This window comes from Pseudomonas reinekei (assembly GCF_001945365.1).
Classification (GTDB): Bacteria; Pseudomonadota; Gammaproteobacteria; order Pseudomonadales; family Pseudomonadaceae; genus Aquipseudomonas; species Aquipseudomonas reinekei.
The window spans coordinates 322,197-335,370 of sequence record NZ_MSTQ01000003.1 but is presented as its reverse complement, the minus strand read 5'-3'; the positions used below and the strand labels follow the sequence as shown (position 1 = coordinate 335,370).

The 13,174-nt window shown below is 60.6% G+C and carries 10 protein-coding genes; all 10 read right to left on the bottom strand.

Annotated elements, in window-relative coordinates; genetic code table 11:
* Window positions 1–14 precede the first annotated feature (14 nt).
* The 10 genes from BVK86_RS06245 to algK all read right to left on the bottom strand — a co-directional run bounded on the left by BVK86_RS06245 (window position 15) and on the right by algK (window position 13,172).
* Window positions 15–479 carry a multidrug transporter gene (locus BVK86_RS06245; RefSeq protein ID WP_075945599.1) on the bottom strand — a complete coding sequence of 155 codons (465 nt, stop codon included), beginning with the start codon at window positions 477–479 and terminating at the stop codon, window positions 15–17.
* A 285-nt stretch (window positions 480–764) separates the two neighbouring features.
* Complete coding sequence (locus BVK86_RS06240) at window positions 765–2,216, bottom strand: mannose-1-phosphate guanylyltransferase/mannose-6-phosphate isomerase (RefSeq protein ID WP_075945598.1); 1,452 nt, start codon at window positions 2,214–2,216, stop codon at window positions 765–767.
* Between the two features lie 148 nt (window positions 2,217–2,364).
* Entirely contained in the window at window positions 2,365–3,021 is a 657-nt protein-coding gene (locus BVK86_RS06235) for an alginate O-acetyltransferase AlgF (protein WP_075945597.1), read from the bottom strand.
* A 17-nt stretch (window positions 3,022–3,038) separates the two neighbouring features.
* A complete protein-coding gene (locus tag BVK86_RS06230) occupies window positions 3,039–4,214 on the bottom strand; it encodes an alginate O-acetyltransferase (protein ID WP_075945596.1) in 1,176 nt (391 codons plus the stop codon).
* Window positions 4,215–4,225: 11 nt separating this feature from the next.
* On the bottom strand, window positions 4,226–5,791 hold the full coding sequence (locus BVK86_RS06225) for an MBOAT family O-acyltransferase (RefSeq protein ID WP_075945595.1): 1,566 nt from the start codon (window positions 5,789–5,791) through the stop codon (window positions 4,226–4,228).
* A gap of 216 nt (window positions 5,792–6,007) precedes the next feature.
* Window positions 6,008–7,120 carry a mannuronate-specific alginate lyase gene (locus tag BVK86_RS06220; RefSeq protein WP_075945594.1) on the bottom strand — a complete coding sequence of 371 codons (1,113 nt, stop codon included), beginning with the start codon at window positions 7,118–7,120 and terminating at the stop codon, window positions 6,008–6,010.
* An 8-nt stretch (window positions 7,121–7,128) separates the two neighbouring features.
* Entirely contained in the window at window positions 7,129–8,580 is a 1,452-nt protein-coding gene (locus BVK86_RS06215) for an alginate O-acetyltransferase (protein WP_075945593.1), read from the bottom strand.
* Window positions 8,581–8,590: 10 nt separating this feature from the next.
* The gene (gene algG / locus BVK86_RS06210; protein ID WP_075945592.1) at window positions 8,591–10,168 is read right to left on the bottom strand and encodes a mannuronan 5-epimerase AlgG; all 1,578 of its coding nucleotides are present in this window, start codon (window positions 10,166–10,168) and stop codon (window positions 8,591–8,593) included.
* Between the two features lie 26 nt (window positions 10,169–10,194).
* Complete coding sequence (locus BVK86_RS06205; RefSeq protein WP_075945591.1) at window positions 10,195–11,676, bottom strand: alginate export family protein; 1,482 nt, start codon at window positions 11,674–11,676, stop codon at window positions 10,195–10,197.
* The gene (algK, locus tag BVK86_RS06200) at window positions 11,673–13,172 is read right to left on the bottom strand and encodes an alginate biosynthesis TPR repeat lipoprotein AlgK (RefSeq protein ID WP_075945728.1); all 1,500 of its coding nucleotides are present in this window, start codon (window positions 13,170–13,172) and stop codon (window positions 11,673–11,675) included. Before algK ends, BVK86_RS06205 begins: the two co-directional genes overlap by 4 nt.
* Window positions 13,173–13,174 lie beyond the last annotated feature (2 nt).

Genomic DNA, 13,174 nt, shown 5'->3' with positions numbered 1-13,174 from the left:
AAAAGGGGGAGGGCTCAGTCGGAGAAACTACCCTGCAATCGCTCGGCGCGAAACTCCAGGGTTTCCGGGCGGTAGCCGGGGCGAAGGGGTGGCAGCGGCAAACAATCTTCCCAGTTGCCGCCGGCCTGCAATTCGCCGGGGCCGCGATAACGCGGGGCGGTGTATTGATTGTCGGCCAGGTTGACCGTGTCGCCCGGTGCATAGGCGGCGACCCGCCAGCGCAGTTCGGTCAAGGGGACGTCGTTGCCGTTGTTCAGGGTCAATTGGAGCGGACGATCGGCAGGGCAATGCTGCGGCGCATAGCTGATGCGCAGCTCCAGACGTTGCAGCTGCTTGAGTTCGCGGTGGTCCATCCAGATGACCCAGGTGGCGACGATGCCCAGCCCCAGGGCGGCGGCCATGGACACGGGCAAGGCCTTGGCCGGATAACGCAGGAGCAGGATCAGCCAGGTAATGACCAGCAGGATGCCGATGAACATGACGCGAAACCTTGCAAGCAGAGAAGAGCATCCTACCTAAGCGTAGGGGAGGTGGCGATGGGCGAGATGTTTACGTTGGATGTGCCGGCCTCTTCGCGAGCAGGCTCGCTCCCACAGTGGCGCGGAGTTGACCGCCCAATTCATGACCCACCCAAGACCCTGTGGGAGCTTGCCCGCGATGAGGCCGGCCGAGGCAACACAAAATCCGGGCAAAAAAAGCCCCCGGTCAACCCGCTGCGGATAGGGAACGCAGCGAACGGAGCGGGGACTTAAGGTAACGGATGCTTATTGCGCGATGGTTTTCACCGAAACACCGCGCTCAACCGGGGTCGAGCGACCGTAGATATCTTCAAAACGCTCGATGTCGTCTTCACCCAGATAGCTGCCCGATTGCACTTCGATGATCTCCAGTGGAATCTTGCCCGGGTTGCGCAGGCGGTGGACCGAGGCAATCGGAATGTAGGTCGACTGGTTTTCGGTCAGCAGGAACACGTTTTCATCGCAAGTCACTTCCGCGGTGCCGCTGACCACGATCCAGTGCTCGGCACGGTGGTGGTGCATCTGCAGCGACAGGCAGGCGCCTGGTTTGACCGAGATATGCTTGACCTGGAACCGACCGCCCATGTCCACCGAGTCGTATGAGCCCCACGGACGATAGACTTCGCAATGGTTCTGGGTTTCAGTGCGGCCCTGTTCGTTGAGGGTGTTGACCATCTGCTTCACGCCTTGGACCTTGTCCTTGTGGGCGATCATCATGGCGTCCTTGGTTTCGACGACGACGATGTTTTCCAGGCCGATCACCGACACCAGTTTGCCGTTGCCGTGGATCATGCAGTTCTTGCTGTCCTGGATGACCACATCGCCTTTGGTGACGTTGCCGTTGGCGTCTTTTTCATTCACCTCCCACAGCGACGACCAGCAACCGACATCGCTCCAGCCGGCGGTCAGCGGAACGACACAGGCGCGCTGGGTTTTTTCCATCACCGAGTAGTCGATGGAATTGTCCGGGCAGCAGGCGAAGGTCGCCTCGTCGACGGTCACACTGTCGGCGTCCTGGGCGCTGCGCTCAAGGGTCAGCAGGCAGGTGTCGTAGATGTCCGGATCGTGCTTTTTCAGCTCTTCGAGGAAGCGGCTGGCGCGGAACAGGAACATGCCGCTGTTCCAGAAATAACCGCCGGACTGGACGAACTCGGTGGCGCGTTTCACGTCGGGTTTTTCGACGAAGTGCGAAACCCGGCTGACGCCTTCAGGCAGCAGCGAATCATTGGTCGACTTGATGTAGCCGTAGCCGGTTTCCGGTTTGGTGGCCGGTACGCCGAACAGCACCATTTCGCCGTTTTCCGCTGCCACGGTGGCCAGGGCCAGGGCGCGTTGCAGGGCTTTCTGGTCGTCCAGTACGTGGTCGGCCGGCAGCACCAGCATCAGTTCGTCACGGCCTTCATTGATCAGCATCATCGCGGTCAGGGCCACGGCCGGCGCGGTGTTGCGGCCGAACGGTTCCATCAGGATGCGCTGGGTTTCAAGATTGCGGGCGGTCAGTTGCTCGTTGACGATGAAGCGGTGGTCTTTGTTGCAGACCACGATCGGCGCGTCCATGCCTTCGAACACCAGGCGTTCCAGGGTTTGCTGGAACAGCGTGTGTTCGCCGGTCAGGGCCAGGAACTGTTTAGGGAACTGCTTACGGGAAAGCGGCCAAAGACGTGAGCCACTACCACCTGACAAAATCACCGGAATCATGTTGTTACTCCTTGCAAATCGTTTGGTTAGGCCTTTGTGGGAGCTAGCCTGCCAGCGATAGCATCACCTCGGTACAGCGTAAAACCGAGTGGCCTGCATCGCCGGCAGGCCGGCTCCCACAGAGAGCCGAGGCAGTTCGGGAAATTAATTAGCGCGTCGATACCGGGCGTTTTACCCAGACTGGCGACAGGCTGCTGCCGGTGCCGGTGACGTACAGCACGGCCGCTTCACCGCGTTCCAGGGCGACGGGTTTCACGTCGCCGACTTTCGTTGTGCCATCGTATAGCGCCAGGCTGACTTTGACCGGGTTGATTTCACGTTCGCCACGACCTTTGGGCGCAACGTTCGGCACTACATCGGTCTTGCCATCGGCGGTTTTCAGGGTCAGCGGCTTGTCGCTGAGGTTCTGCACGCGCACCAGGGATTTCTGCTTGTTCTTGAACGGTGGCTCTTCGATCAGTTGCGGCGCGCCGCTGGCGTTGTTGACCAGGGTGTAATAGTGATCGCCGGCCAGTTTCACCGGCAAGGTCTGGCTGCCGACCTTGGCGCTGTAGTCGCCGCCCGGCATGAAGCTGAAGTCACTGCTGGACAGTGGTGCGACGTCGCTCAGGTTGGTGCTGCCAACGGTGGCGCTGACTTCGGCGTTGCTGGCGTTGTAGATACGCACGAAGGACGAGCCTTTCGGTGCGGTCGGGCCGTAAAGGGCGGCATCGCCTCCGGCGAAGGCCTGCATGGAAAGCACGCTCATGCCGGCAACCAGTGCAAAGGTTTTGGCGAGACGACGAGGAGTTGTAGTGAAAGTCATGGTAGTACCTCTCTCTTTCAGTTTTGCGCCCGGTCGGGCGTCTCGGATTTAGTGTTTGCGGCTACGTTTTGTTGGCGGGCGCCGGCTTGTTTAAGCTCTGCGACCCACTGCGGGTCGGCGTCACCGATTTCGTTGTTCACAGGCAGATATCGTTCAGGAAACTCCCAGATCAGCACTTGTGGCGGGCTGTTCTTGAAAGCGTCGCTTTTGAGGTAGCTGAGCATCGGCAGAATCGGGCCGTGGCCGTCTTCGGCGTAATTGACCACGTCGCTGTTCAGCGCTTGCTTGAGCGCACCGACGAAGTTCCAGTTGGGGTTGGCGCTGTAGCTGGTGCCGATCAGGGCCACCGGCACTTCGGTGTTGGCGAACAGGGCGTCGTCACCGGCCGACTGATCTTCAGCGGCAACCGTAGTGCGTTTCTGCAGCGGCTCCTGCTTGGGCATCAGGTTTTCGAACAGCGGGTCCAGTGGCAGGAACAGTCGCAGGTCGCCCTTGTGGGTAACGGTCTCTGCAGGTTCGGTGACGAAGCGCTGCGGCTCGCCGCTCAGCGGGTACTTGTCGGCAATGGTCTTGGCCAGACGGTTGGCGGCGATCTCGGCACCTTGCGGCGTCCAGTGGGTGTCGGTGCGCAGGAACACTTGCTGGCCGTTCTGCTTGGCCTGTTGCAGCGGGCCGAGCAGGTCAGGGGCGAGGATGCGATCGGCAGCCAGACGCTTGTGGAAGTCCTGGTAAAGGTTGGCGTGAATGCTGGCCGGTTTCACCTCTCCCAGATGCTCCGGATACAGACGCACTTTGGCGGGCACCACGGCCATCACCAGTTTCACGCCTTTCTCTTTGAGGGTCTGGCGTACGCCTTCGACCAGCGCGTAGTTGCCCTGCAGGTTCAGCTCTTCGTTAACGATCGGGTGGAATTCTTCATCGCTGTACAACCATTGGTCGCGGCCGAGCACAACGCCCGGACGACCTTCGTTGAACAGTTTGAAATCCAGCGCCGCCCAGAGGTTGGTGCCCAGGCGCTTGATCGGAAACTCTTCGTCGTAGTGAGTTTCCACAGCCTTGGTCCAGCGGCCGTTGAGCACCGTCGCATCGGCGTTGGTGCTGAAGCCCATGAAGCTGCGAACCGACCACAGGCCGAGGGCAAGCAGCGTCACCAGGAACAGTGCGATGTAGAAAATGCGTAATGAGCGGGTCATGGTCAGATCCCTCAGAACTGGAAGTAAAGGAACGGCGAGAAGCTTTGCGCCGAGAGTTTGAGAATCGAGGCGATGAACAGCAGCAGCACCAGCGCACGCATGGCGTAACGGGACCAGTCAGCAGTCCAGTAGGCCGGTTGCACCTGGGCATCGACGCCGACGGTGTAGCCAGGCTGATGGATGCGCGTCGGGTTATCCCCAGGCGCGGCTTTGATCAGGCCTGGTTCACTGGCAGCAGGGCCATCGCTGTCGACGTTCGCCGCAGGTTTGGCCTTGGCCGGCGGCCGGTTGCTGTAGAAGTCGCGCAGGCCGAAGAACGCCAGGGTCACGTAGGCCACCACCAGCGTTGCGATCTGCAGGCCGGTGAGGTTGGCCTGGTTGAGCTCCGACAGCGACCATTCGCCGAAGCTGAACATCGCGCCGTACATGCGTCCGGCGACGTGCAGGTTTTCTGCGCGGAAGATCACCCAGCCCATCACCACCAGCAGGAAGGTGAAGGCCCAACGCAGCACGTTGAAACTGCGCGGCGCGGTATTCAGGCCGATGGCCTTTTCAATCGCCAGCCACATGCCGTGCCAGGCGCCCCAGACGATGTAGGTGATGTTCGCACCGTGCCACAGCCCCCCGAGCAGCATGGTCAGGAACAGGTTGCGATAGGTGGTCAGCGTGCCTTTACGGTTACCGCCGAGGGTGATGTACAGATAGTCACGCAACCAGGTCGACAGGCTGATGTGCCAGCGGCGCCAGAACTCGGTGATCGACTGGCTGATGTACGGCTGCTTGAAGTTTTCCATGAAGCGGAAACCCATCATCAAGCCCAGGCCGATGGCCATGTCGCTGTAGCCGGAGAAGTCGAAGTACAACTGCGCGGTGTAAGCCAGCGCACCCAGCCAGGCATCGCCCGTGGTCGGGTTTTGCAGGGCGAAGCAATGGTCGGCGACCACCGCGAGGGTGTCAGCGATGAAGACTTTCTTGATGAAACCCTGCATGAACCGCGTGCAGCCCTCGGAGAACTTGTCGAGGGTGTGGGTGCGGTTGTTGAACTGGTCGGCCAGGTCGCGGAAACGCAACACCGGACCGGCAATCAGGTGCGGGAAGATCGCCACGAACGCCGCGAAGTCGATCAGGTTGCGGGTCGCCGGGGTATCGCCACGGTAGACGTCGATGATGTAGCTGATGGACTCGAAAATGTAGAACGAGATACCGATCGGCAACAGCACGTGGGTCAGGATGAAGGGCTCCAGGCCCACCGACGTCATCATCGCGTTGATGCTGTCGACGCCGAAGTTGGCGTACTTGAAGTAGCCGAGGATGCACAAGTCGACGGCCACACCCAGCAGCAGCCAGCGCTGCGCCGGTTTGGTCCTGACACCCGCGGCACCGACTTTCAGGCCGATCCAGTAGTTCCACAGGGTGACCGCTGCGAACAGGGCCAGAAAGTCCACTCGCCACCAGGCGTAGAACACGTAGCTGGCAATCAGCAGCAGTAAATTGCGGTAGCGTTGCCCGCTCAAGTAGTACAAGCCGAGAAAGATCGGCAAGAACAAAAACAGGAACACGTTGGACGAAAATACCATCCCGATCTCTCCTTGTTTGAACCAACAGTCAAGGGCCGACGGCCCCCCCAAACCCCCCCACGAAAATCGGGGGGCAAAAACACTCAACACTTGCCTGACACTGATCCATGTGGGAGCGAGCCTGCGCGCGAAAGCGGTGTATCAGCCGACATCATTGGTGGATGTCAGGCCGCATTCGCGAGCAGGCTCGCTCCCACAAGGGATTTGCGTTTTTATCTAGGAACCCTTGCCCTTTTCATTGGCCGGGTCGTAGACCTTGGTCAAGTCGCCGCCGAGGCGGAAGGTCTTGAACGGTTGCATGTCATGCTTCTTCTCCAGCACATCCGGGGTGCAGGTGTAGAGCGAGCAGAACGGTTCGAGCCAGGCGAATTTCGAGTCGACCTTGAGGTCGGTCATGTCCTGTTCCTTGCCGTTCTTCTCTTCGAACTCATCCGGATCCTTCACCCCGGCGAGTACCCGGTCACCCAGGCGCTTGAGCGCGCCATTGTTTTCCTGACGCAAATCCACACCGTTGACCTGAGCGAAACTGGCGATCATCGCCAGCGGCGGCAGGGCGTAGTTGTGGTAGGCCAAGGCCCGTTGCTGGCGCTTGAGCTCGTTGGGCAAGAAGCCCTGGGCGTCGACCTGGTTGGCGCCGACCTTGAATTCCTTCACCGCCCAGTCGAACAGGTCGCGGCGGTTGGTGGCGACGGACGTTGCCATCACCGACCAGGCGGCCCAGTACGAGTGGTTGTTGGTTTTTTCCAGCGGCAGGTTGTCCCAGTCGCTGACCACTTGGTCGGCCATCTTGCTGAACCAGGCTTCGATCAGCTGCGACTCTTGCTGATGGTTGGCCAGCGGATGAGAGTCGGAAAACTTCAGGCGAATGTACGAGGACGCCATGCTGCCCAGCGCCCATTTGCGCATCGACTTGCCGGTGTGGTTGAAGTCCTTGGACATCAACGCATCGGCCTTGGCCCACGCCGTCAGCCAATTGAGCGTGCACTCCAGTTGTTCCGGGCGACCGTCACGCATGAACTGCATGACGCGCTTGCTGGTGCCGCGCTCGATCTTGGTGATGTCGGCGGTGCTTTCGCGGAAGGCTTTTTCCGATTGCACGTTCAGGGTCGAACGGGCCTTGTCCGAGCCTTCGTACTTACTGCGAAATTGCAGCGAGCCGGTGTAGGGCGTCGGCATGGCATCGCAGCCTTCGCTCTTGTCGCCGGTTTTGACTTTCTCGATCGGCGCAAAGTAACCCTGCGGCGGGCGCAATGGCGCCGCAGCCTGGGTGGCCCCGGCGAACATCGCCAGGCCTAAAAGCGTCAGTGTTGCAAGTTTCGGATTTCGCATAGCAGACCTCATTGCCCGGCTGAAGCGGTACGTTGCTCAGCGCCCGGGAATACGTTGCGTTTGCAGATTTTCGCTTCGACTTTCTGTGGCGCGGCATCCGTTTTCTCAGGACCCTGGATCTCGACGGCCAGCAGATTCTGCGAGGCCCAGTCTTCGTCCGTGCGCAACTCGAAGGCGAAACGTCCGTCAGTGTCGGAGGTTTCCGGTTTGTCGATCTTGATGTCCTCGTGGCGACCGTTCATGTACCAGAGGGTGGCTTGCAGGGTTTTCACCGACGTGTCGGCGAAGCGGATGTCGACCTGGTGACTGCCGTTTCGCAGGTCGAGGTTTTTGCTGTTGACCATCAATTCGTTTTTGCCCGGCTTCAGGGTGGTGCTCCCGGACATCTGTGCATCCTTGCCTTCGCAACCGTTGTCCAGCAGCGCCATCATCTGGCGGTAGATGGTTTCCTGGTCGAGGCGATAGAGCGGCGAGAATTCCCAGATGAGAATTTTCGGCGGGTTCTTCTGGAACTCGTCGCTGCCCAGGTACTGCAGCATCGAACCTTCCAGGCCACCGCCGGGGAACGCCACGTTGAGAATGTCGGCGCCGATGGCCTCCTGTAGGAAACCGGCGAAGTTGTAGTTCTTGCCACTGTGGCTGGTGCCGACCAGGGTGATCTGCGGATTGCCGGAATCGCCGAACAGATCGCCATCGCCTGCTTCGCCTTTCGGCTCGGTGGTGAATTGATCCATGTACTGGATCGCGTAGCTGGTGCCACAGAGTTGACCGGCCATGTTGTGCAATGTTCCGGTCTTGCCCATGCGACCCGACTTATGGGTCTCGAATTCACGCTTGGGAATGTCGGCGAAGGCCGGGATCTGCTTGACCTTTTCGGCGACGATTTTTGCCGTGCGCTGGGCGCCATACGGCGTCCAGTGCTGGTCGCCACGGAAGTAGAAATCGTGGGCGGGCAGGGTATCGGGCAGTTGCTCGTTGGTCAGCGGCGACAGGTCCGGCACCACGTAACCCATCTGCGCGAAACGGCCGAGCATGGTCTTGTAGTTTCTCAGGGCCTTGTCGAAATCGAAGCTGGCTTTCTCGGCCGGGTTGAGCTTGTTGCGGTTAACCAGGCCACGGGTCGGTTGATAGACCACAACCAGTTCCACGCCTTTGCTCTTGAACGCATCGTGCAGTTGCTTCATGCGTTTGTAGCCGGCGGGGGTGGTGTCGAATTCGGTGCGCAAGTCTTCCTGCGTACGGAACAGCCAGTCGCCTTGGGCCTGCACCAGCGTGGTGAAGTTCTGCTGATAACGCGTGGTGTAGTTCTTCGCGTCGTGAGCCGCCGGGCACAGGCTGCAGCAGGGTTCGGCGCTGAATTTTGGCGCTTGCACTTCGTCGGCGCGAACACCACCGCTGGCCGCGAGAATGCCAGCGGTCAGGGCCGACAGGCTGAGTAATTTGATCAAGTGTGGGTGCATAAAATTATCCTCAGTCCTGCATTTCGGTCTGGCGTTCGACAGGGTCGATCAGCACGGCTTTCTGCTGGCGCACCAGCAGGTCGAGAATTTCATCCTGGCGCTCGCCGAGAATCCCCGAGAAGCTGATGCCACTGGATTTGGTGGGTGCGAGCATGGACACGCGATACAGCTCGACGCTCAACGGCGAGTCGATGGACAGCGGGCCGCTGCCGTTGGCCGCCAGTTCACCGCCCACCACGATCAGCGACACCTGGGCGTCGAACGGGTCGAGCTTGATGTCACGGTCGGTATTGGTCAGGTCTTTGATGTGGCCGTAGACGCCAGTCAAGCCGTTGGCCATGGCGATGTTTTCGTAGAGGCGAATGTTCACGCTGTTACGAATACGGATGCCGTGGCGGCGGTTGCTCACGACTTTGTTGCCCCACAGCAAATTGTCGGCACTCTCGTAGAGGGTGATGCCGTCGGTGTGGTTCTGGTAGATCTCGTTGTGAGCGATCAGGTTGTTGACGCTGTTACGGTCGATCACCAGGCCCGACAACTTGTTGTCGTAGCTGCGGTTGTTGAAGATGAAGCTGTCGTTGACCTCACGGGAAATAATGATCCCGTGCTTCTTCTTGGTCCCGTACACCGTGTTGTCGGCAATGATCAGACCGTGGGAGCGGTCGTGGGGGTCAATGCCGTAGACGATGTTGTCTTTGTAGGTGTTGCCCTTGACCACGAAGTCGCGGGTTTCGTAGCAGTAAAAGCCGTACCACATGTCCGAGAACTCGGAGCCGACGATCCAGCCGGTCGGCTCGGAACGCTTGAGCACCTTGGCCATGTTCGGCGTGTATTGGGAAATACTCACGCCGTAGGACTTACTGTTGGCGTAACCGAAACTGGCGATCTTGCTGTTGGCGATGTAGGTCTCGGTGCCGCCCCAGGACAGCATGAACGGACGGAACTCCTTGGGTGACTTGAAGGCTGCCGGGCCATTTGCCTTCTCGCTCCAGCCAGTGATTTTTGTATCACGCACAAACAGCTGACCGTCGTTGACCATGAACGAACCGGCCTCTTGGGACAGGCGCAATTCCTCGGTCTGCTTGTCGATTTCGAGGATGCCATGGCGGCCCACTACGATCGGCAATTTGGCCAGGAACACCCCCGGCGAGGTTTCGCTGAAGTACTGCTTGGGCAGTTTCTTCGCCAGGTCCTTGAGGTTCATGTAGCCGTCGTCGACGAAAATGGCTTGCGGGATACCGTGCTGACGCACCACCCACTCGGCCATCTTGTTGTCGCCGCCGATGAAGTCCTTCAGGGCGTCTTCCTGCATCATCCGGCGCACGCTGATTTTGCCGGCCTTGCTGCGCACGACTTTTGCGGCGATGGCTTCGGCGGTGTAGCCGGACACGTCCGGCAGTTTCGGCGGGGCCAGTTCCAGCGGCGCGGTCGGTGCGCTGCTGACGGTGTAGGTCTTGGCCTGTTGCAGTTCCTTGGCCACGGTCGCCGGCTTTGCAACCGGCTCCACATTGGCGAAGGCGCTCGCGCTGGCCAGCAGCATCGCGCCGGCCAGCAGGCTGATCGAGCCTTTTCGGGCTGGATGATTCATCTGGGAGACTCCCTTCGCAATGTGCATCAGAAGCGCCAGATCACGTCGATGAACGCGCGGTGCATGTACGAGTCGACTTCCTTGCCGTACGCATCACCCGGCTTGAACACGCCGCCACGCAAGCGCACCAGCGCCGAAGGCTCGTCGATCGCCTGACTCATCGATGCCGGCAGCAGGCCTTGCTTGAAGTACTTGGTCACCACCAGGTCCATTTCCTGACCGAGGTCTTTCTCGCCATCGTTCAGAGGCAGGGACGTACTGGAAAGGATCGCGCCGGTGACGTCGTCGGTGTTGTTCTGCACCGCGTCGATACCGTTGCTGCCGACTGGCTTGTTGCCGTCCACACGCCAGAACTTGTGGTAGATCAGGCTGGCGTCGTATTCGTCGTTGAGCATCCACGAACCGAACAACGTGGCCGATTGCATGTTGTTCATTTCGCCACGGAACGCTTCACCGAAACGATGCACGCGCGAGCGGGTGCCGGTGTAGTTCGAGCGGTTACTTTCCAGGCCGTTCTGTTCGTAGTCTTCGCTGGCACGGGCGTAGGCTGCGCCCACTTGCCATTGCGGATCGAGGCGCAGACGCACACCCAGGTCGGTGGCCCAGCCGTCGACGTCGCCGCTGCGCTTGGCTTGTGCGGGGGCGGTGCCATCGGCGTTCAGCGGGTTGACCGTGTCGCGGTCGCCACTCATGCCGGTGATGCTGCCCCAGTAGTTGACAGTGTTGGTGTTGCGCCAGTTGTACGCGTCGCTGTCGGCGGTGAGGCCGAGCCAGCTGATGTCGCCGTTCTGTTTCTTGTCCAGCGAATCACGCGCGACGCCGGGTTCTGCGTAGTCGAGTTTGCCGTCGTCGTGGGTGTGGTGGCCGCGAATGCCGACCCAGTTGCCCGGTGTCCACTGGTACGCCGCATCGGCGTAGGCGTGCAGGCGATCCTTGTCCTCGGGCGCCAGTTCTTTGAGGTCGGTGCGGTACTCGCTGAAGCGTTCGGCGATACCGACGTTGGCGCGCAGCAGGGTGGTGTCGAAGGTCCAGTTCAGGGCTTCGATGTTGGTGTCGCGCCACTGGCCGTCGTCGTTGCGCAGGCGTTGGCGCCCGAACTTGAGGATCTCGCCGGGGTAAGGCGTGAAGCCGCTGTAGCCGACCCAGAACTCACGCATGGCCAGGTAGTTTTTCTTGGTTTCGCGGTCGCCGTTGTCGGTGTTCTCGGCACCATCGGATTGTTGCAGAGTGTCGGTCTCGATGATGTCGGTGGACGTCACTGCCTGACCCATGGCGTAGGCGCTCCACGCGCCGCTTTCGCCATAGACCCACGGACGCAGGTCGAGGCCGAGGCCATTGACGTCGCCGCCGCCCTGGGTGCCGAGGTCACGGTCGTCTTCGGACTGGCCGGTGATTTTCACGTCAAGGCCGTAGTTCTTGGTTTCAGTCATCGCCGCGAGTGTCGGGCAAGACCAGATCAGCGCGAAGGTGAGGCCGATACCGGCCTTCATGAATGGATTCAATTTCATAGGGATTCCTCGCCATCTTCTTCTTGCAGGGCATGCAGTGGCAGCGTGTTCTGGCTCAAGTTGCCGCGAGCGGCCTGTTCCTGTTTCAACAGGCGTTGGGCCTCGGCCCGCTGCGCAGGCGGCAGTTGGGCTTCGAGTGTCTGGGCCAGCTCGGTGGCCTGCGGGGTGTTCTGGGTCTTGGCCAGTTGGCTGAAGACGTAAGCGTTGAGCGGGTCAGGCTTGGTGCCTTTGCCTTGGGAGAACAATTGGGCGATGGCAAAGTCGGCGCTGTTCTGGCCGTTGCGCGCAGCGGTCAGCAGATGGTCGAGTGCTTTTTGCGGATAGACCTTGCCCAGGTAACCACGGCGGTAGATCTGGCCGAGGTAGTAATCGGCGGCCACTTCGCGGCCAACGGCTTTCTGGAAGTGTTCTTCGGCGACCTTCGCATCTGCCGGAACCCTCTTGCCTTCGTAGTACAGCTTGCCCAGCAACAGCTCGGCACGCGGCTGGTCGGCGGCGCGGCCGTTGTCCAGGTACTTCATCATCTGATCGACATCGCCCAGTTCGGGGAAGTCGTAGAGCAGTTGCGCCAGGGTGACCCACGACGCCGGGTAACCCGGGGCGATAGGTTCGAGCAGCGACTGCGCGGTTTTCTCATCCGGTGTGCTGAGGGTCGAATCGGCCAGGACGCGGGCGACGCTGTCCACACGCTGAGCGGACACAGTGCCGCGCGCATGGCCAGCCTGCATCTGCTTGATCAGCTCGGCCTGTTGTTCAGGCCGGGCTTTCTTCTGGTAGACCGTGGCCAGTTCGACGTAGCAAATATCGGTGCTGTTGATCGCGGCTTTGCAGATCTTTTCCACGTCATCCAGATGCTGATCGTAAGTACCCTGGGTGCGATACAACAGCACCTGTGCCAGGCCCGCTTCCGGCTTGCCTTCGGCGCGCCATTGGCTGATCTGCTGCTGGGCATTCACGTCAGGGAAACTGTGCGGGTATTGCAGGTACAGCATCGCCAACGGGATCAAGGTATTGCCTTCGCCAGCGGCGGCGGCTTTCTTGAGCAGGGTTTCGGCTTCGTGTTGCTCGGCTTCGGTGGCGCCAGGCTTGGCCACCAGCAGGCGGCCCAGTCGCGCCTGGGCACGCGATGAAACGCTGGCGGCGGCACGGTAGGTTGCCTCGGCCTGTTTCATCTGCGCCGGGTCACGGCTGTCGACTTGAATGTCGGCCAGTCCAACCTGAGCTTCGCTGTAACCCAGGTCCGCCAGTTGCTGATAGTTCGCGGCGGCAGTGGCGGTGTCGCCACGCTTGAGCGCTTCGTTGGCCAGGCGTTGGTCGGGCAGGCCGGCGCAACCGGCCAGGCTCACCGCCAAGGCAACTGCACACAGTGAACCCATGTGGGAGCGAGCCTGCTCGCGAAGCAGGCGACCCGGTGCATCAGACAGACCGCGTCGATCCTTTCGCGAGCAGGCTCGCTCCCACAGGGTCGGCGGTGTGTTCAAGGTAGGAGTGGTCACAG